The sequence below is a fragment of the Mycobacterium novum genome (assembly GCF_010726505.1).
Lineage (GTDB): Bacteria > Actinomycetota > Actinomycetes > Mycobacteriales > Mycobacteriaceae > Mycobacterium > Mycobacterium algericum.
In genome coordinates this window covers 1,243,831-1,263,739 of record NZ_AP022562.1, presented here as the reverse complement: position 1 = coordinate 1,263,739, position 19,909 = coordinate 1,243,831, and the positions used below count along the sequence as shown (strand labels likewise).

Annotated in this window: 14 protein-coding genes; 9 read left to right on the top strand and 5 right to left on the bottom strand. The window is 68.8% G+C overall.

Annotation, left to right across the window (positions count from 1 at the left end):
• Positions 1–93: 93 nt before the first annotated feature.
• On the bottom strand, positions 94–630 hold the full coding sequence (locus G6N19_RS05790; RefSeq protein ID WP_193465950.1) for a DinB family protein: 537 nt from the start codon (positions 628–630) through the stop codon (positions 94–96).
• A gap of 73 nt (positions 631–703) precedes the next feature.
• Here G6N19_RS05790 and G6N19_RS05785 point away from each other — a divergent pair, with 73 nt between their 5' ends.
• Positions 704–4,891 (top strand): glycoside hydrolase family 38 N-terminal domain-containing protein, encoded by a 4,188-nt coding sequence (locus tag G6N19_RS05785; RefSeq protein WP_193465949.1) that lies wholly within the window; start codon positions 704–706, stop codon positions 4,889–4,891.
• Positions 4,891–5,820, top strand: coding sequence for an ROK family protein (locus tag G6N19_RS05780; protein WP_193465948.1), 930 nt, complete (start codon positions 4,891–4,893; stop codon positions 5,818–5,820). Before G6N19_RS05785 ends, G6N19_RS05780 begins: the two co-directional genes overlap by 1 nt.
• Here G6N19_RS05780 and G6N19_RS05775 read toward each other — a convergent pair.
• Genes G6N19_RS05775 through G6N19_RS05765 form a run of 3 tightly spaced genes read right to left on the bottom strand, consistent with a single transcriptional unit; the run spans position 5,794 to position 6,695 of the window.
• The gene (locus G6N19_RS05775; protein WP_013827615.1) at positions 5,794–6,111 is read right to left on the bottom strand and encodes a type II toxin-antitoxin system PemK/MazF family toxin; all 318 of its coding nucleotides are present in this window, start codon (positions 6,109–6,111) and stop codon (positions 5,794–5,796) included. The genes G6N19_RS05780 and G6N19_RS05775 overlap by 27 nt on opposite strands.
• A complete protein-coding gene (locus tag G6N19_RS05770) occupies positions 6,101–6,331 on the bottom strand; it encodes a hypothetical protein (protein ID WP_013827616.1) in 231 nt (76 codons plus the stop codon). The genes G6N19_RS05775 and G6N19_RS05770 overlap by 11 nt, the downstream gene beginning before the upstream one ends.
• Positions 6,332–6,359: 28 nt before the next feature.
• A complete protein-coding gene (locus G6N19_RS05765; RefSeq protein ID WP_013827617.1) occupies positions 6,360–6,695 on the bottom strand; it encodes a winged helix-turn-helix transcriptional regulator in 336 nt (111 codons plus the stop codon).
• Positions 6,696–6,765: 70 nt separating this feature from the next.
• Between G6N19_RS05765 and G6N19_RS05760 the strand changes: the two genes are divergently transcribed.
• The 3 genes from G6N19_RS05760 (at position 6,766) to rplL (ending at position 8,479) form a co-directional block, all read left to right on the top strand.
• Positions 6,766–7,191 (top strand): DUF1772 domain-containing protein, encoded by a 426-nt coding sequence (locus G6N19_RS05760; RefSeq protein WP_193465947.1) that lies wholly within the window; start codon positions 6,766–6,768, stop codon positions 7,189–7,191.
• A gap of 246 nt (positions 7,192–7,437) precedes the next feature.
• Positions 7,438–8,034, top strand: coding sequence for a 50S ribosomal protein L10 (gene rplJ / locus G6N19_RS05755; RefSeq protein WP_193465946.1), 597 nt, complete (start codon positions 7,438–7,440; stop codon positions 8,032–8,034).
• Between the two features lie 55 nt (positions 8,035–8,089).
• A complete protein-coding gene (gene rplL, locus G6N19_RS05750) occupies positions 8,090–8,479 on the top strand; it encodes a 50S ribosomal protein L7/L12 (RefSeq protein ID WP_013827620.1) in 390 nt (129 codons plus the stop codon).
• Positions 8,480–8,533: 54 nt separating this feature from the next.
• Here the strand turns inward: rplL and G6N19_RS05745 are convergent, their stop codons facing one another.
• Positions 8,534–9,244, bottom strand: coding sequence for a TetR/AcrR family transcriptional regulator (locus G6N19_RS05745; RefSeq protein ID WP_193465945.1), 711 nt, complete (start codon positions 9,242–9,244; stop codon positions 8,534–8,536).
• 60 nt (positions 9,245–9,304) lie between these two features.
• On the opposite strand from G6N19_RS05745, the gene G6N19_RS05740 reads away from it, so the two are divergent.
• The 4 genes from G6N19_RS05740 to G6N19_RS05725 all read left to right on the top strand — a co-directional run bounded on the left by G6N19_RS05740 (position 9,305) and on the right by G6N19_RS05725 (position 19,891).
• Positions 9,305–10,816, top strand: a complete 1,512-nt coding sequence (locus tag G6N19_RS05740) for a carotenoid oxygenase family protein (RefSeq protein ID WP_193465944.1) — start codon at positions 9,305–9,307, stop codon at positions 10,814–10,816.
• A gap of 94 nt (positions 10,817–10,910) precedes the next feature.
• Positions 10,911–11,963 (top strand): ABC transporter ATP-binding protein, encoded by a 1,053-nt coding sequence (locus G6N19_RS05735; RefSeq protein ID WP_193465943.1) that lies wholly within the window; start codon positions 10,911–10,913, stop codon positions 11,961–11,963.
• Positions 11,964–12,361: 398 nt separating this feature from the next.
• Positions 12,362–15,898, top strand: a complete 3,537-nt coding sequence (rpoB, locus tag G6N19_RS05730; protein WP_193465942.1) for a DNA-directed RNA polymerase subunit beta — start codon at positions 12,362–12,364, stop codon at positions 15,896–15,898.
• Between the two features lie 42 nt (positions 15,899–15,940).
• Entirely contained in the window at positions 15,941–19,891 is a 3,951-nt protein-coding gene (locus tag G6N19_RS05725; protein ID WP_013827625.1) for a DNA-directed RNA polymerase subunit beta', read from the top strand.
• The last annotated feature ends 18 nt before the right edge of the window (positions 19,892–19,909 follow it).

The window sequence follows — 19,909 nt, the reverse complement described above, 5'->3', positions numbered from 1 at the left end:
GTCCCCACAGGCGTGGCGGCACATCATGCCCCATGCCCTTGACCAGCACGAACCAGGATGGCGGCGGCCACCGCACGGCCATGCATCGGCCCACTAGGCCGTTCCATCGGCTCGGTGGGCGTCTCGGTGGGCGTACAGATCGCGCAGGCAAGCGATCTCGGCCCCGTGGTGGATGGTCTCGCGGTTGATGTGCAAGACCAGTTCCGCCATGGTGCGGTCGGCCCACGGGCCCTCCGCGGGGCCGACCGGCCGGTTCAACGCGGCCTCGTCCAGACCGCGCACCCCGCCGATCCACCGGGCGTAGGCGTCGTCGAGCTGCTCCAGCGCGGTGGCGGCGTGCAGCGCATACGGCCAGCTCTGGTAGTCGGCCGGTGGCCCACCGAAATGGTGATGGTTACGCATCGCGAAGACTCCGACGGTGACGTGCGCCATCCGCCAGGCGATGGTGGTGAACGGCGCGGGCACCGGTGGCGGGAGCTCGAAGTCGATGCTGTCGCGGCGCACCGTCCGGCAGCCCGGCGCCGGCTCCCACAGGTACTCGGCGTCGGTGAGACCGTCCAACCGCGGGCGCAGCAGGTGCTGCCAGTGCCAGTCGAGTTGGTCGGCCAGTACCTCGCTGGAGACGGGCATGCCCCGAGCCTGCCACGCGTGCCCGGTCGCCGAAAGAAGCCATGCGGCCGGCGCACATCCGTAGGTTTGTGCCATGCAGGTGATCTCCGCCGAATCGACCGAGAAGTTCGTCGGGCCGGCCGACGCGCCGCTGCAGCTGGTCCGGGTCGAGTACGCCGGCGCCACCGCGCCGACACCGGTGCGGGTGGACGGTGACGGCCTGGCCGGGGAAGCCGTGGCCGAGCCGGGCAGCGGCGTCGTCGAGGTGCCGGTGACCGTCGCAGACCCGGTTCCGGGCCGGCAGCGCGCCGCGCGGGCCAACGGCACGGGTTTCAGCTTCACCGTGGCCGAGCCGGGCTGGACGATGTTCATGGTCGGGCACTTCCACTACGACCCGGTGTGGTGGAACACCCAGGCCAACTACACCAGTGCGTGGAGCGAGTACCCGCTCGGCGCGTGCCGGCAGACCAACGGCATCAACCTGGTGCGCGGCCACCTGGACTGGGCGAGCGAGCACCCCGAGTACAAGTTCGTCATGGCCGAGGTCGACTACCTCAAGCCGTACTGGGACACCCATCCGCAGGACCGCGCCGAACTGCGCCGGCTGCTGGCCCAGGGCCGTGTCGAGGTGATGGGCGGCACCTACAACGAGCCGTCGACCAACCTGACCGACGCCGAGACGACCATCCGGAACCTGGTGGCGGGCATGGGTTTTCAGCGCGACATCATGGGCGCCGCCCCCGCTACGGTCTGGCAGCTCGACGTGTTCGGCCACGACCCGCAATTCCCCGGGATGGCCGCCGACGCCGGACTGACCTCCAGTGCGTGGGCGCGCGGGCCGTTTCACCAGTGGGGGCCGATGGCCCCCCAAAACGGGGTGGCCGGTGATCCGCACCGGATGCAGTTCGCCTCCGAGTTCGAATGGATCTCACCGTCGGGACGCGGCCTGCTGACCCACTACATGCCCGCCCACTACGCCGCCGGCTGGTGGATGGACGCTCGGGAGACGCTGGCCGACGCCGAGGACGAGGTGTACCAGCTGTTCGTCGAGATGAAGAAGGTCGCCGCCACCCGCAACGTGCTGCTGCCGGTGGGGACCGACTTCACCCCGCCCAACCGCTGGGTGGTGCAGATCCACCGGGACTGGAACGCCCGCTACACCTGGCCGAAGTTCGTCTGCGGGCTGCCGCGCGAGTTCTTCGCCGCGGTACGCGCCGAACTGGCCGAGCGCGGCGAGAGCCCATCCCCGCAGACCCGCGACATGAACCCGATCTACACCGGCTGCCACGTCTCCTACATCGACACCAAGCAGGCCAACCGGGCGGCCGAGCGGGCGCTGCTGGCCGCGGAGGGCTTCGGCGTGTTCGCCTCGGCGCTGACCGGGACCGGCTACCCGGAGGCGGCGCTGGCCAAGGCGTGGGCGCAGCTGTGCTACGGCGCCCACCACGACGCGATCACCGGGTCGGAGGCCGACCAGGTGTACCTGGATCTGCTGACCGGCTGGCGCGACGCCTGGCAGTTGGGCGCCGATGCCCGCGACGCCGCGCTGGCGGTGCTGTCGGGTCTGGTCGAGGCCGGTTCCGGGCCCGGCCAGACCACGGTGGTGTGGAATCCGGTGGCCGCCGACCGCACCGATGTGGTCACCGTGCGGCTGGACCCGCCGGCCGCGGCCGGGGTGCGGGTGTTCGATTCCGACGGCACCGAGCTGCCCGCCCACGTCGAGCACGGCGGCCGATCCGTGAGCTGGCTGGCCCGCGACGTGCCGTCGCTGGGCTGGCGGGCCTATCGGCTGACCCCAGACGCGGATCCCCAGGGCTGGGCCCCGATACCCGGCAGCCGGATCTCCAACGGGCACCACCGGCTGACCGCCGACCCCGACCGCGGCGGCGGCATCACCTCGTGGCGCTGCGACGGGCGCGAAATGATCAGCGAAGGCGGGCTGGGCAACCAGCTGGCGGTCTACGACGAATACCCGAAACACCCCCAGTCCGGGGAGGGGCCGTGGCATCTGGTGCCCAGCGGCAACCTGTTCACCTCGGCGGTGGCCACCGCCGTCACCGTGCAGGCCTACCGCGGCCCGCTGGGGGAGCGGCTGGTGGTCTCGGGGCGGATCCGGGGCGTGCTGGCCTACACCCAGACCCTGACGCTGTGGCACGGCATCGACCGGGTGGACTGCTCCACCACCGTCGACGAGTTCACCGGCGCCGATCACCTGCTGCGGTTGCGCTGGCCGTGCCCGGTTCCGGGTGCGCTGCCGGTCGCCGAGGTGGCCGACGCGGTGATCGGCCGCGGCTTCGCGCTGTTGCACGAGCCCACCGGACGCTCGGTGGACACCGCGCAGTTCCCGTGGACCCTCGACACCCCCGCCCACCGCTGGTTCGGGCTGTCGGCAACCGCGCGGATCAACGTGGGCGACGGCAGCCGGCCGGTCTCGGTGGCCGAGATAGTCACAGCGATTGCCCCGTCCGCACGGGAGTTGATGGTCGCGCTGGTGCGTGCCGGGGTCACCGCCAGCTGTTCGGACGCCGACGGGCCCCGCTACGGCAACCTCGACGTCGACTCCAACCTGCCCGACGTCCGGATCACCCTCGGGGGGCCGGACCGCAACGCCTTCACCCGCACGGTGCTGGATGCCGCCGATCCCGCCTACACCGCCGAACTGGACCGCCAGCTCGAGCAGCACGGCCGGGCCCGGGTCTGGGTGCCCGCGGCGAAACCGCTCGCGGAGGTTTGGGTGCCCGGAGCCGACCTGAGCGGTCCGCGTGCCCTGCCGGTACTGGTGATCGCCGCCGATGACGATGCCGCGCTGGCCGCGGAGATCGCCCGGGTCACCGAGGAGCTGGCCGGCAACGAGATCAGCGTCGAACAGACCGCCCGCGCTGACCTGGAGCCGTTCGAGGCGCGCACCGTCGCGCTGATCAACCGCGGCGTGCCCAGCTTCGCCGTCGACACCGCCGGCACGCTGCACACTGCGCTGCTGCGATCCTGCACCAGCTGGCCGTCGGCGGCCTGGGAAGACGAGCCGCGCCGTACCGCACCCGACGGCAGCGCCTTCCAGCTGATGCACTGGACGCACACCTTCGATTACGCCCTGGTGGCCGGTGACGGTGACTGGCGCCAAGCGGGTATCCCGGCGCGCAGCGCGGAGTTCGCCGACCCGCTACTGGCGGTCCCGGTGACCGAGGGCTCCGGGGCGCTACCGGTGACCGGCTCGCTGTTGCGCATCGACGCCGCCGGCGCGGTCGGCCTGGGCGCGCTCAAGGCCGCCGGCAACCCGACCGCGCGGGCCAGCGCACAACCCGTCGATGCCAGGACCGTCACGCTGCGGCTGGTGGAGACGCGCGGCGCCGATGCCGCCGTGACGCTGCGCAGCGACGTCGGGACGGTGAGCGTGCTGGGCCGCGCCGACCTGCTGGAGCAGGCCCGCGAGCACCCGGACCCGCGGCGGCTGCACGGCTACGAGATCGCCACCGTCACCGCCCGACTCGACGTCGAACGCCTGGGTGCCGCCGGTCCGTTGGCGCCCGAGGCCGAGACCGCCCAGCCGCTGTATGCCCGCTACTGGCTGCACAACCGCGGGCCGGCGCCGCTGGGCGGCATGCCGGTGACCCCGGCCCTGCATCCACACCGGCTCGACGCCGACCCGGGTGCGCTGTTGAGCCTGGATCTCACCGTGGCCAGCGACAGCATCGACGCGGACCTGGCCGGCGCGGTGACGCTGGCGTGTCCGGCCGGCTGGAACGCAGCGCCGGCCGAGCATCCGGTGCGGTTGGCCGCCGGCGAGCACGTCCGTACGCCGGTGGCGGTGACGGTGCCGGTCGACGCCGCGCCGGGGCTCTACCCGATCCGAGCCCGCCTCGACGTCACCGGTGACGTCCCGCCGTCCTGGCGACAGCCGGTCGAAGACATCGCGGTGGTGCGGGTCGGCGATCCGGGCGCCGACCGGCTGCTCTACGTCGACGGCCCCGGTGCGGTCGAGGTCACCGCCGGGCAATCCGCGCGACTGCGTGTCACCGTCGGCACCGACGCGCACGCCGACCTGGCAGTCGAGGCGCATCTGATCAGCCCCTGGGGCACCTGGGAATGGTCGGGGCCGGCCGCGCTGGGTGCGGTGGTCCCGGCGCGGAGCAGCGTCGAGGTCGAGTTCACGCTGCGCCCGCCGGTATGGGCCTCGCCCGGTAGCTGGTGGGCGCTGGTGCGGGTCGGCGGGGCGGGCGCGCTGGTGTACTCACCCGCGGTGCGGCTGGCGGTGCTGGCGCCCGGCACGAGCGGGCTCGACTGATGCCCGTGCTCGCGCTCGACGTCGGCGGCACCAAGATCGCCGCCGGCCTGGTCGAGACCGACGGAGCCCTGACCTACACGGCGGTTCGGCCCACCCGCGGCGATCAGGGCGCCGAGGTGGTGTGGGCGGTGGTGGCCGAGTTGCTCGACGACGTCCTGGCGAGAGCCGGCGGGCGGGTCCGCGCGGTCGGGATCGGCTCGGCCGGACCCGTCGACGTGAACGCCGGCACGGTCAGCCCTATCAACATTCCCGGCTGGCATGGGTTCGGGTTGCGTGACCGGGTGGCCGCCGCGGTGCCCGGGGTGCCGGTCACCTTGGGCGGTGACGGCGTCTGCATGGCGCTGGGCGAACACCGGCACGGCGCCGGGCGCGGCACGCGGTCGATGCTCGGCATGGTGGTCTCCACCGGGGTGGGCGGCGGTCTGGTGCTCGACGGCGCGCCGTTTCACGGCCGCACCGGCAACGCCGGGCACGTCGGCCACGTCGTCGTCGACCCCGGCGGCCAGCCGTGCCGGTGCGGCGGGCGCGGCTGCGTGGAGACCGTCTCCTCCGGGCCGTCGATGGTGCGCTGGGCGCTGGCCAACGGGTGGGACCCGGGTGGTGTGGACGGGTCAGCCGCGGACGCCAAGGCGCTCGGTGCGGCCGCCGAGGCCGGTGACCCGGTGGCGCTGCGCGCATTCCGGCGCGGCACCGATGCGCTGGCGGCGATGATCGCCTCGGTGGCCGCGGTCTGCGATCTGGATCTGGTGGTGATCGGCGGCGGCGTCGCGAAATCCGGTGCGCTGCTGTTCGATCCGCTGCGGGCCGCGCTGGCCGAGCACGCCGGGCTGGAGTTTCTCAGCGGGCTGCGAGTGGTGCCCGCCGAACTGGGTGGCGACGCCGGGCTGGTGGGCGCCGCGGCGCTAGTCGAGTCCCAGCACCGCCACTAGCGCGGTGTCGATCGCGGCCAGCTCGGATCCGGTCAGTCGGCCGACGAACTCGCCGAGCCGGCGCTGCGGATCGATGACCGTGAGCTGCTCCACCATTACCCGCGTCTTGGTGCCGGCGATGTCGATCTCCGGTCGGAATGACGCGGCACGACGACCGGTCGAGGTGGGCGCGATGATCCAGGTGGAGAGCGGTAGGTCATCAGATTGCACCACGACGGCGTAGCGCCCGCCCGCTTGTTCGTGACCGCGAGCGTCCTTCGGCGCCTTGAGCCGATACAGGTCACCACGCACGGACCGCGTCCATCTCCGCGGCCAGTTCGCGCGAGGCGGCGACGTCGGCGGGGTCGTCGCGCAGCTGCTCGGCCTCGGCCCGCAGCCGGGCCCGGCGCAATGCCCGTTCAGCGTCCAGGATCGCCGACCGGGCGACCTCCGAGCGGGACCGCCCCCCGCTGGTCAGCGCAGCCAGTGCGCGTTCCACGTCGGAATCGATGCGGATCGTCAGCGTTGCCATACGACGGATTGTACGACGAATCGCAGTATCAGCTGGTAGATCCGCGGGTTATATGTGTACGCCCCCAGTCGCAGAGCGCCTGCAGCACCGGTGCCAGCGTCGCGCCGTAGTCGGAGATCGAATAGTGCACGCACGGCGGCACCGTGCCGGCGTCGTGACGGTCAATGATGCCGTCGTCCACCAGCTCGTGCAGGTGGCGGATGAGCATCCGCTCGGTGATGCCCGGAATGCTGCGCCGCAACTCGGCGGTGCGCATCGGCCCGTCGGCCAGCCGCCACAGGATGGTGCCCTTCCAGCGACCGTCGACGACCGACAGCGCGGCGTCGATCGGGCACTCGCCGACTTCTTTCTTCGATACCGCCACCAGCGCCTCCTATGCTGACTAATTTGTCAGTACCTTGTTTTTTGTCAGCTTAGCAAGCATGGTGGATGTCATGACAGCGACGATCGAGATTCTCGCGGTACTGCTGGCCGGAACCCTGGTGGGTTCGGAGTTCGCGGTGGCGGCGTTCCTGCACCCGATCGTCGGGCGGCTGCCCGCCGAGGGTTTTCAGGCCGCCCGAAGTGACAGCGCCCGCCTACTGGGCCGGGTGATGCCGTTCTGGTACCTGACCACGCTGGCCCTGATGTTGGTGGCTGTCGTGATCGACCCCGGCCCGCAGCGCTGGTTCATCGGTGCCGGCGTGGGCCTGATGGCGGTGGTGGTGCTGCTGACGGTGACGATGATGGTGCCGGTCAACAATCGGATCGCCGCGGGCGAGGTGTCGCCCCCGCTCGTGACGCGTTGGGATCGGCTGCATTGGGTGCGGGTGGCGCTGCTGGGGGCAGTGCTCGTGCTGTTGGTCGTCGCGAGCGCGTAGCGGGCGTTTGGCCGTTTTGGCTGATCGGCACCGGTCGCGCTATGGTGTGTGCCGATCCACCGAAGACCGTCGGTCACCGAGCAATCGGTTGAAGGTCCGGGAACATCCCGGCGGCCCACGCAGGAGGACGAGGCACCGGCCCCGCCGGCACGTACTTGTGACGCCCCGACCGCTTCCTGCGTCGGGGCGTTCGTTGTCTCCGAGGCGGATCGCACGGACACCCACAGCGACCCCGAGGAGGTAGGCATGGCGCGGGCTGACAAGACCGCCGCCGTCGCGGACATCGTCGAGCAGTTCAACGACTCGACCGCCACCGTGATCACCGAGTACCGCGGTCTGACCGTTGCGAACCTGGCGGACCTGCGGCGTTCACTCGGCGGCTCGGCCACCTACACGGTGGCGAAGAACACGCTGGTCAAGCGGGCCGCGTCCGAGGCCGGGATCGAGGGTCTCGACGAGCTGTTCGCCGGGCCCACGGCGATCGCGTTCGTCCGGGGCGAGCCGGTCGACGCCGCCAAGGCCATCAAGAAGTTCGCCAAGGACCACAAGGCGCTGGTCATCAAGGGCGGCTACATGGACGGTCACGCGCTGACCGTGGCCGAGGTGGAGCGCATCGCCGATCTGGAGTCGCGCGAGGTGCTGCTGGCCAAGCTGGCGGGTGCCATGAAGGGCAACCTGTCCAAGGCGGCCGGCCTGTTCGCCGCTCCGGCCTCGCAGCTGGCCCGCCTGGCCGCTGCGCTGCAGGAGAAGAAACCCGCCGAGGCTCCCGCTGCCGCCGAGGCTCCCGCTGCCGCCGAGGCTCCCGCCGACACCGCCGAGGCTCCGGCCGAGGCTGCCGAATAACCAGGCATAACCCCAACCCCGACTTCCTTAACCGGAATCAGAAAGGACCGAAATCATGGCCAAAATGTCCACCGAAGAGCTGCTCGACGTCTTCAAAGAGATGACCCTGCTGGAGCTGTCGGAGTTCGTGAAGCAGTTCGAGGAGACCTTCGAGGTCACCGCTGCCGCTCCGGTCGCCGTCGCCGCTGCCGGTGGCGCTGCCCCGGCTGCCGCCGAGGCCGCCGAGGAGCAGTCGGAGTTCGACGTCATCCTGGAGGCGGCCGGCGACAAGAAGATCGGCGTCATCAAGGTGGTCCGCGAGGTCGTCTCCGGCCTGGGCCTCAAGGAGGCCAAGGACCTGGTCGACGGCGCTCCCAAGCCGCTGCTGGAGAAGGTCGCCAAGGAGGCTGCCGAGGAGGCCAAGGCCAAGCTCGAGGCTGCCGGCGCCACCGTCACCGTCAAGTAGTTCGCACTACAGCCCAAACCCCCGGAACCCGCGAGGTCCGGGGGTTTCGGCTGTTCAGGGCCGGTCGGTCACCGCAGCCAGTGACTGCGCCACCCGCTCGGGGGTGTCGCCGAGGGCGATCAGCAGGCCGGTGGCCATGGGTTTGAGTACCGGTCCCGCCGCGGCAACCGACTCGCCCGTCCCGCCGAAGAACCCGGCCAGCTCCAACATCACGAAGCCGTGCATCACCGTCCAGAACTGCGCCGCGGTCGCCACCACCTGGGCATCCGAGCCGTCGGAGTCCGTGTCGTTTGAGCCCGCCGCGATCCGGCCGGCCTGCATCGACCGGTGTACGCCGCGCACCAGGTGGGCGAAGCTGGGGAAGCGCACGTCGATCTCGGCCAGTCCCAGCGTGAGCATGTTCTGCGTCGGCGCGTTGATGCCGTGTGCGCTGGTGCTGCCGAACATCAGTCGGTACAGGTGCGGCCGGCCGATCGCGAAGTCCCGGTAAGCGACGCCGGTGGCCAGCAGGTCCGCCACCGGATCGTCGGTCTCCGGGATGCTCAGCGCCGCGTCGAACCGGCGCAGCCCCTCCTCGGCGATCGCCGCGATCAGTTGGGCCATACCGCCGAAGTGGGTGTAGACCGCCATCGTCGACGTGCCCGCCGCGGCCGCGATCTTGCGGGTCTGCAGCGCGTCGGGCCCATGCTCGTCGAGCAGTCTCAGCGCGGCGTTCAGCAGGTCGTCGCGCACGGTGTGATCGGGCTGCGAAGTCACGGTTGTCATCGTCGCACAGCTGGCGTACGGTATCCATAACGCTGAAATAACAATGTTATAGGAGTCTTCATGGTCATCAAATCCACCGGCGAGGCGGTGCCGTCGACGAACCCGTACCTGGAAGGCTTTCTGGCGCCGGTGCACACCGAGACGACCGCCACCGACCTGCGGGTCAGCGGCCAGATCCCGGACTACCTCGACGGCCGTTATCTGCGCAACGGCCCCAATCCCGTCGCCGAGGTCGATCCGGCCACCTACCACTGGTTCACCGGCGACCCGATGGTGCACGGCGTGGCGTTGGGCGGCGGCCGGGCGCACTGGTACCGCAACCGCTGGGTGCGCACCCCGGCGGTCTGCGCAGCGCTGGGCGAACCGTTGCCGGCGCGGATCGACCCACGCGCCGGGATGCAGTCCGTCGGGCCCAACACCAACGTGCTCGGCCACGCCGGCAAGACCCTGGCGCTGGTGGAAGGCGGCGTCGCCAACTACGAACTCACCGACGACCTCGACACGGTGGGCACCTGCGACTTCGACGGCACGCTGGCCGGCGGCTACACCGCCCACCCGCACCGCGACCCGGCCACCGGCGAACTGCACGCCGTGTCGTACTCGTTCGCCCGCGGCAACACCGTGCAGTACTCGGTGATCGACACCGGCGGTCGGGCCCGACGCACCGTCGACATCGCGGTGACCGGGTCGCCGATGATGCACGACTTCTCGCTGACCGACAAATATGTCGTCGTCTATGACCTGCCGGTCACCTTCGACTCGGCCCAGGTGCTGCCGATGAACCTGCCCCGCTGGCTCAGCGCGCCGGCCCGCTTGGTGCTGAACAGCCTGGTGGGCAAGGTCCGGATGCCGAGTCCCCTCACCGCGATGGTCAACCGCGACAGCCGGCCCCCGGCCGGGCTGCCCTACGCCTGGAACCCCGGTTACCCGGCGCGCATCGGGGTGATGCGGCGGGAGGGTGAGCCGAGTGTGCGGTGGTTCGACGTCGAGCCCTGCTACGTCTTCCACCCGCTGAACGCCTACACCGAGATCTCGCCGACCGGCCAGGAACTGCTGGTGCTCGACGTGGTGCGCTACGCGAAGGTCTTCGACGCCGACCGGCATGGGCCCGGTGACGCTCCGCCCGTCCTGCACCGGTGGACGATCAACCTGGACACCGGCGCGGTGAGCACCGAGGCCCGCGACGACCGCCCGCAGGAATTCCCCCGGATCAACGAGGCGCTGCTGGGCGCCAAACACCGCTTCGGCTACACCGTCGGGATCGAGGGCGGGTTCGTCGGCGGCGGCCAGTCGGAGATGTCGACCACGCTGTACAAACAGGACTACGCCACCGGCTCGAGCATCACCGCGCCGCTCGACCCGCAGCTGGTGCTCGGCGAGATGTCGTTCGTGCCGCGCCCCGGCGGTCGCGACGAGGACGACGGCATCCTGATCGGAATGGGCCACCATCGCGGCGCTGACGAGGGCCAACTCCTGATCCTGGACGCTGCAACCTGTGAGCAGGTGGCCACCGTGCACTTGCCGCAGCGGGTGCCGATGGGTTTCCACGGTAATTGGACACCCTCGGAGTGAGGCGGACCGGCGTTGCGGGCCGCACCGGTGCGCTACAGTGGCCCAAGCCACAGGGGAGACGTGGCTATGACCAGACGTTGCGGAAGGACCACCAATGGGTGTCGCCATCGAGGTGCAGGATCTGACGAAGTCCTTCGGATCGGCCCGAATCTGGGAAGACGTCACGTTGACGATCCCGGAGGGCGAGGTCAGCGTGATGCTGGGTCCGTCGGGTACCGGCAAGTCGGTTTTCCTCAAGTCGCTGATCGGGCTGCTCCGCCCCGAGCGCGGTTCGATCGTCATCGACGGCACCGACATCTTGCAGTGCTCGGCCAAGGAGCTCTACGAGATCCGCACGCTGTTCGGGGTGCTGTTCCAGGACGGCGCGCTGTTCGGTTCGATGAACATCTACGACAACACCGCCTTCCCGCTGCGTGAGCACACCAAGAAGTCCGAGAGCGAGATCCGTGACATCGTCATGGAGAAGCTGGACCTGGTCGGTATGCCCAATGACGGCTACAAATTCCCCGGTGAGATCTCCGGTGGTATGCGCAAGCGTGCCGGCCTGGCTCGCGCCCTGGTGCTGGACCCGAAGATCATCCTGGTCGACGAGCCGGACTCCGGCCTGGACCCGGTCCGCACCGCATATCTGAGCCAGTTGCTGATCGACATCAACGCCCAGATCGACGCCACCATCTTGATCGTGACGCACAACATCAACGTGGTGCGTACCGTGCCAGACAACATCGGCATGCTCTACCGCAAGAAGCTGGTCATGTTCGGTCCGCGTGAGGTGCTGCTGACCAGTGATGAGCCGGCGGTCAAGCAGTTCCTCAACGGCCGCCGAATCGGCCCGATCGGCATGTCCGAGGAGAAGGACCAGGCGACCGCGGCCGCCGAGCAGGCCGCCATCGACGCCGGCCACGCCGACGGCGGCGTCGACGACGTCGAGGGGGTGCCGCCGCAGATCGTTGCCAGCCCCGGGATGCCCGAACGCAAGGCGGTGGCCCGCCGTCAGGCCCGGGTGCGCGAGATTCTGCACACCCTGCCGGCAGGCGCCCAGGCGGCCATCCGCGACGACCTCGAAGGCACCCACAAGTACGCGGTGCACGAGTTCCCGGCCGACGACGACGCGCCCACCGCAACGATCCCGGCCTCGCAGAGCTGAGGCCGGTGCTGGGGCGATGAAAGTTTCAGGCCGTGTCAGCTCTTGACGGACGGACCTAAACGGTCCAATCTTGTCAGCAACGTCCGTGCGGCGATCCGCCGGAGGCCAGCCAGCACCGATAGGGCCCCGGGACGCGGCAGTTGAGGATTGCGTGAGCCTGCGCTATTGTTGGACGTTGCGCTGGCTTCCTCCTGCCCACCCTTACCCGCACCCGAACCCGCAGTACCAGCCTTGAGTCGCGTCGGTCGGCTCGTTTAAGGCTTGTGACCTCATGGTTTGGCTGTGCGTGAGACCGGACAGAGCGTCCGCCAGCCGAACCAACGGTTGATATTCGCAGCGAACGGGGTCTGGTGAGAGCCGGGACCCGCTGGCCGCATTAGGTGCTGGAAGGATGCATCTTGGCAGTCTCCCGCCAGAGCAAGAAGAACGCCTCAGGTACTACCACCCAAAATTCTCCGAATAGTTCCGTGCCCGGAGCTCCCAACCGGATCTCCTTCGCCAAGCTGCGCGAACCGCTCGAGGTTCCGGGTCTGCTCGACGTGCAGACCGACTCGTTCCAGTGGCTGATCGGGGCGCCGGAGTGGCGCGAGAAGATGGAGAACCTGACCGGCACCGCGCCCAGGGGCGGCCTCGAGGAAGTGCTCGAGGAGCTCTCCCCGATCGAGGACTTTTCGGGCTCGATGTCGCTGTCGTTCTCCGACCCGCGGTTCGACGACGTCAAGGCCCCGGTCGAGGAGTGCCGCGACAAGGACATGACGTACGCGGCGCCGCTGTTCGTCACCGCGGAGTTCATCAACAACAACACCGGTGAGATCAAGAGCCAGACGGTGTTCATGGGCGACTTCCCGATGATGACCGAGAAGGGCACGTTCATCATCAACGGCACCGAGCGTGTCGTCGTCTCCCAGCTGGTGCGCTCCCCGGGCGTGTACTTCGACGCCAACATCGACAAGTCCACCGAGAAGACGCTGCACTCGGTCAAGGTGATCCCGGGCCGCGGCGCCTGGCTGGAGTTCGACGTCGACAAGCGCGATCTGGTCGGCGTCCGGATCGACCGCAAGCGCCGCCAGCCGGTCACCGTGCTGCTCAAGGCGCTGGGCTGGACCAGCGAGGCGATCCGGGAGCGGTTCGGCTTCTCCGAGATCATGATGTCGACGCTGGAGAAGGACAACGCCGCCAACACCGACGAGGCGCTGCTGGACATCTACCGCAAGCTGCGTCCGGGCGAACCCCCCACCAAGGAGTCCGCGCAGACCCTGCTGGAGAACCTGTTCTTCAAGGAGAAGCGCTACGACCTGGCCCGGGTGGGCCGCTACAAGATCAACAAGAAGCTGGGCCTGCCGGCCGCGCCGGCGGCCGTCGGAGCGGCGCCGACCACGCTGACCGAAGAGGACATCGTGGCCACCATCGAGTACCTGGTGCGGCTGCACCAGGCCGCTCAGGACGGGGTGTCCGGCACCATGACGGTGCCCGGCGGCGTCGAGGTGCCCGTCGAGGTCGACGACATCGACCACTTCGGCAACCGGCGGCTGCGCACCGTCGGCGAGCTGATCCAGAACCAGATCCGGGTCGGGCTCTCGCGCATGGAGCGCGTGGTCCGCGAGCGGATGACCACCCAGGACGTCGAGGCCATCACGCCGCAGACGCTGATCAACATCCGCCCGGTGGTCGCCGCGATCAAGGAGTTCTTCGGCACCAGCCAGCTCTCGCAGTTCATGGACCAGAACAACCCGCTGTCGGGGCTGACCCACAAGCGCCGGCTGTCGGCGCTGGGGCCGGGCGGTCTGTCGCGTGAGCGGGCCGGTCTGGAAGTTCGTGACGTGCACCCGTCCCACTACGGCCGGATGTGTCCGATCGAGACCCCGGAAGGTCCCAACATCGGTCTGATCGGTTCGCTGTCGGTGTACGCGCGGGTCAACCCGTTCGGCTTCATCGAGACGCCGTACCGCAAGGTCAACGACGGTGTGGTCAGCGACGACATCGAATACCTGACCGCCGACGAGGAGGACCGCCACGTCGTGGCGCAGGCCAACTCGCCGCTGGAGGACGACGGTCGCTTCACCGAGGAGCGCGTGCTGGTCCGCCGTAAGGGCGGCGAGGTCGAGTACGTGTCGTCGGCCGAGGTCGACTACATGGACGTCTCGCCGCGCCAGATGGTGTCGGTGGCCACCGCCATGATCCCGTTCCTCGAGCACGACGACGCCAACCGTGCCCTGATGGGTGCCAACATGCAGCGCCAGGCGGTGCCGTTGGTGCGCAGCGAGGCGCCGCTGGTGGGCACCGGCATGGAGTTGCGGGCCGCGATCGACGCCGGTGACGTGATCGTCGCCGACAAGGCCGGTGTCATCGAGGAGGTCTCCGCCGACTACATCACGGTGATGGCCGACGACGGCACCCGGGCGACCTACCGGATGCGCAAGTTCAACCGGTCCAACCACGGCACCTGCGCCAACCAGCGGCCGATCGTCGACGCCGGTCAGCGTGTCGAGGCCGGCCAGGTGGTCGCGGACGGCCCCTGCACCGACAACGGCGAGATGGCCCTGGGCAAGAACCTGCTCGTGGCGATCATGCCGTGGGAGGGCCACAACTACGAGGACGCGATCATCCTGTCCAACAGGCTGGTCGAGGAGGACACGCTGACCTCGATCCACATCGAGGAGCACGAGATCGACGCCCGCGACACCAAGCTGGGCGCCGAGGAGATCACCCGGGACATCCCGAACGTCTCCGATGAGGTGCTGGCAGACCTCGACGAGCGCGGCATCGTCCGCATCGGCGCCGAGGTCCGCGACGGCGACATCCTGGTCGGCAAGGTCACTCCCAAGGGCGAGACCGAGCTGACCCCCGAGGAGCGGCTGCTGCGTGCCATCTTCGGTGAGAAGGCCCGCGAAGTCCGCGACACCTCGCTGAAGGTGCCGCACGGCGAGTCCGGCAAGGTCATCGGCATCCGGGTGTTCTCCCGCGAGGACGACGACGAGCTGCCCGCCGGGGTCAACGAGCTGGTGCGCGTCTACGTCGCGCAGAAGCGCAAGATCTCCGACGGTGACAAGCTGGCCGGACGCCACGGCAACAAGGGCGTCATCGGCAAGATCCTGCCGGCTGAGGACATGCCGTTCCTGCCGGACGGCACCCCGGTCGACATCATCTTGAACACCCACGGTGTGCCCCGTCGTATGAACATCGGTCAGATCCTGGAAACCCACCTGGGCTGGATCGCCAAGACCGGCTGGAACATCGATGTTGCTGCCGGCGTGCCCGACTGGGCGGAGAAGCTCCCCGAGGAGCTGTACTCCGCCGACCCGGACACCCGCACCGCGACCCCGGTGTTCGACGGCGCCCAGGAGAACGAGCTGCAGGGCCTGCTCTCCTCGACGCTGGCCAACCGCGACGGCGAGATCATGGTCAACGGCGACGGCAAGGCGAAGCTGTTCGACGGCCGCTCCGGTGAGCCGTTCCCGTACCCGGTGACCGTCGGCTACATGTACATCATGAAGCTGCACCACCTGGTGGATGACAAGATCCACGCCCGCTCCACCGGTCCGTACTCGATGATCACCCAGCAGCCGCTGGGAGGTAAGGCGCAGTTCGGTGGTCAGCGCTTCGGTGAGATGGAGTGCTGGGCCATGCAGGCCTACGGCGCGGCGTACACGCTGCAGGAACTGTTGACGATCAAGTCCGACGACACCGTCGGTCGCGTCAAGGTCTACGAGGCGATCGTCAAGGGCGAGAACATCCCCGAACCCGGTATTCCGGAGTCCTTCAAGGTGCTGCTCAAAGAGCTGCAGTCACTGTGCCTCAACGTCGAGGTGCTGGCGAAGGACGGCGCGGCGATCGAGCTGCGCGAAGGCGAGGACGAGGACCTGGAGCGGGCAGCCGCCAACCTGGGAATCAACCTGTCCCGCAACGAATCCGCCTCCGTTGAAGACTTGGCGTGATCTTTCGATTTCTACTAAACCCGCAAGGGGAAAGGGAGTTACGTGCTCGACGTCAACTTCTTCGATGAGCTCCGCATCGGCTTGGCGACCGCGGAGGACATCCGGCAATGGTCCTACGGCGAGGTCAAGAAGCCGGAAACCATCAACTACCGCACGCTCAAGCCCGAGAAGGACGGCCTGTTCTGCGAGAAGATCTTCGGACCGACTCGCGACTGGGAGTGCTACTGCGGCAAATACAAGCGCGTGCGCTTCAAGGGCATCATCTGTGAGCGCTGTGGCGTCGAGGTGACCCGTGCCAAGGTGCGCCGTGAGCGGATGGGCCACATCGAACTGGCCGCGCCGGTCACCCACATCTGGTACTTCAAGGGCGTGCCATCCCGGTTGGGCTACCTGCTCGACCTGGCGCCCAAGGACCTCGAGAAGATCATCTACTTCGCCGCCTACGTCATCACCAGCGTCGACACCGAGATGCGTCACAACGAGCTGTCCACGCTGGAAGCCGAGATGGTCGTCGAGAAGAAGGCCGTCGAGGATCAGCGCGACGCGGACCTGGAGGCCCGTGCCCAGAAGCTGGAGGCCGACCTGGCCGAGCTGGAGGCCGAGGGTGCGAAAGCCGATGTGCGGCGCAAGGTTCGCGACGGCGGCGAGCGCGAGATGCGTCAGCTGCGCGACCGCGCCCAGCGTGAGCTGGACCGGCTCGACAACATCTGGGACACCTTCGTCAAGCTGGCCCCCAAGCAGCTGATCGTCGATGAGACCGTCTACCGTGAGCTGGTCGACCGCTACGGCGAGTACTTCACCGGTGCGATGGGTGCCGAGTCGATCCAGAAGCTGATCGAGACCTTCGACATCGACGCCGAGGCCGAGTCGCTGCGCGACACCATCAAGAACGGCAAGGGGCAGAAGAAGCTTCGCGCCCTCAAGCGGCTCAAGGTGGTCGCGGCGTTCCAGCAGTCGGGCAACTCCCCGATGGGCATGGTGCTCGACGCGGTGCCGGTGATCCCGCCGGAGCTGCGCCCGATGGTGCAGCTCGACGGTGGCCGGTTCGCCACGTCCGACCTCAACGACCTGTACCGCCGGGTCATCAACCGCAACAACCGGTTGAAGCGGCTGATCGACCTCGGCGCTCCCGAGATCATCGTCAACAACGAGAAGCGGATGCTGCAGGAGTCCGTCGACGCGCTGTTCGACAACGGCCGTCGTGGCCGGCCCGTCACCGGGCCGGGCAACCGACCGCTGAAGTCGCTGTCGGATCTGCTCAAGGGCAAGCAGGGCCGGTTCCGGCAGAACCTGCTCGGCAAGCGTGTCGACTACTCGGGCCGTTCGGTCATCGTGGTCGGCCCGCAGCTCAAGCTGCACCAGTGCGGTCTGCCCAAGCTTATGGCCCTCGAGCTGTTCAAGCCGTTCGTGATGAAGCGGCTGGTCGACCTCAACCACGCGCAGAACATCAAGAGCGCCAAGCGGATGGTGGAGCGGCAGCGCCCCCAGGTGTGGGACGTCCTCGAAGAGGTCATCGCCGAGCACCCGGTGCTGCTCAACCGTGCCCCCACGCTGCACCGCCTGGGTATCCAGGCCTTCGAGCCGCAGCTGGTGGAGGGCAAGGCCATTCAGCTGCACCCGCTGGTGTGTGAGGCCTTCAACGCCGACTTCGACGGTGACCAGATGGCGGTGCACCTGCCGTTGAGCGCCGAGGCGCAGGCCGAAGCCCGCATCCTGATGCTGTCGTCCAACAACATCCTGTCGCCGGCTTCGGGTCGTCCGCTGGCCATGCCGCGACTGGACATGGTGACCGGACTGTACTTCCTGACCACCGAGATCGAAGGTGACACAGGCGAATACACCCCGGCAGCCAAGGACCGTCCGGAGAGCGGCGTCTACTCCTCGCCCGCCGAGGCGATCATGGCCGTCGACCGCGGTGCACTCTCGGTGCGCGCCAAGATCAAGGTGCGCCTGGACCAGCTGCGGCCGCCGGCCGAGGTGGAGACCGAGCTGTTCGGCGAGAACGGCTGGCGTCCCGGTGACGCCTGGATGACCGAGACCACGCTGGGCCGGGTGATGTTCAACGAGCTGCTGCCCGTGGGCTACCCGTTCGTGAACAAGCAGATGCACAAGAAGGTTCAGGCCGTCATCATCAACGACCTGGCCGAGCGCTACCCGATGATCGTGGTCGCCCAGACTGTGGACAAGCTCAAGGACGCCGGCTTCTACTGGGCCACCCGTTCGGGGGTCACGGTCTCCATGGCCGACGTGCTGGTGCCGCCGCGCAAGAAGGAGATCCTGGACTCCTACGAGGAGCGCGCCGACAAGGTCGAAAAGCAGTTCCAGCGTGGCGCTCTCAACCACGACGAGCGCAACGAGGCGCTGGTGGAGATCTGGAAGGAAGCCACCGAGGAGGTGGGTCAGGCGCTGCGTGACCACTACCCGGCCGACAACCCGATCATCACCATCGTCGACTCCGGTGCGACGGGTAACTTCACCCAGACCCGGACGCTGGCCGGCATGAAGGGTCTGGTGACCAACCCCAAGGGTGAGTTCATCCCGCGGCCGATCAAGTCCAGCTTCCGCGAGGGCCTGACGGTGCTGGAGTACTTCATCAACACCCACGGCGCCCGAAAGGGTTTGGCGGACACCGCGTTGCGTACCGCCGACTCGGGCTACCTGACGCGTCGTCTGGTGGACGTCTCGCAGGACGTGATCGTGCGCGAGCACGACTGCGGCACCGAGCGCGGCATCCTGGTGGAACTGGCCGAGGTGGCTGCCGACGGTTCACTGATCCGCGACCCGTTCATCGAGACCTCGGCGTACGCCCGCACGTTGGCGGTCGACGCCGTCGACGAGAAGGGCAACGTTGTCATCGAGCGCGGCCACGACCTCGGCGACCCGTCGATCGAGGCACTGCTGGGTGCGGGTATCTCGCAGGTGAAGGTGCGTTCGGTGCTGACCTGTGCCACCGGAACCGGTGTCTGCGCGACCTGCTACGGCCGGTCGATGGCGACCGGCAAGCTGGTCGACATCGGCGAGGCCGTCGGCATCGTCGCCGCCCAGTCCATCGGTGAGCCCGGTACCCAGCTGACCATGCGCACCTTCCACCAGGGTGGCGTCGGTGAGGACATCACCGGTGGTCTGCCCCGGGTGCAGGAGCTGTTCGAGGCGCGGATCCCGCGCGGCAAGGCGCCGATCGCCGACGTCGCCGGACGGGTGCAACTCGAGGAGGGCGACAAGTTCTACAAGATCACGATCGTGCCGGACGACGGTGGCGAGGAAGTGGTCTACGACAAGTTGCCCAAGCGCCAGCGGCTGCGGGTGTTCAAGCACGAAGACGGTTCCGAGCGGTTGCTGGCCGACGGTGACCACGTCGAGGTCGGACAGCAGCTCATGGAGGGCTCGGCCGACCCGCACGAGGTGCTGCGCGTGCAGGGCCCGCGCGAGGTGCAGATCCACCTCGTCAAGGAGGTCCAGCAGGTCTACCGGGCCCAGGGCGTGTCGATCCACGACAAGCACATCGAGGTGATCGTCCGGCAGATGCTGCGCCGGGTGACCATCATCGACTCGGGCGCCACGGAGTTCCTGCCCGGTTCGCTGACCGAGCGCGCCGAGTTCGAGACCGAGAACCGCCGGGTGGTGGCCGAGGGCGGCGAGCCCGCGGCCGGGCGTCCGGTGCTGATGGGGATCACCAAGGCGTCGCTGGCCACCGATTCGTGGCTCTCGGCGGCGTCGTTCCAGGAGACCACCCGCGTGCTGACCGATGCGGCGATCAACTGCCGCAGCGACAAGCTGCAGGGTCTGAAGGAGAACGTGATCATCGGCAAGCTGATCCCGGCCGGCACCGGGATCAACCGCTACCGCAACATCGCGGTGCAGCCGACCGAGGAGGCCCGGGCCGCCGCGTACACGATCCCGTCCTACGAGGATCAGTACTACAGCCCGGACTTCGGCGCCGCCACCGGTGCCGCGGTTCCGCTGGACGACTACGGGTACAGCGACTACCGGTAGGTCTACGACGAGGAGAGC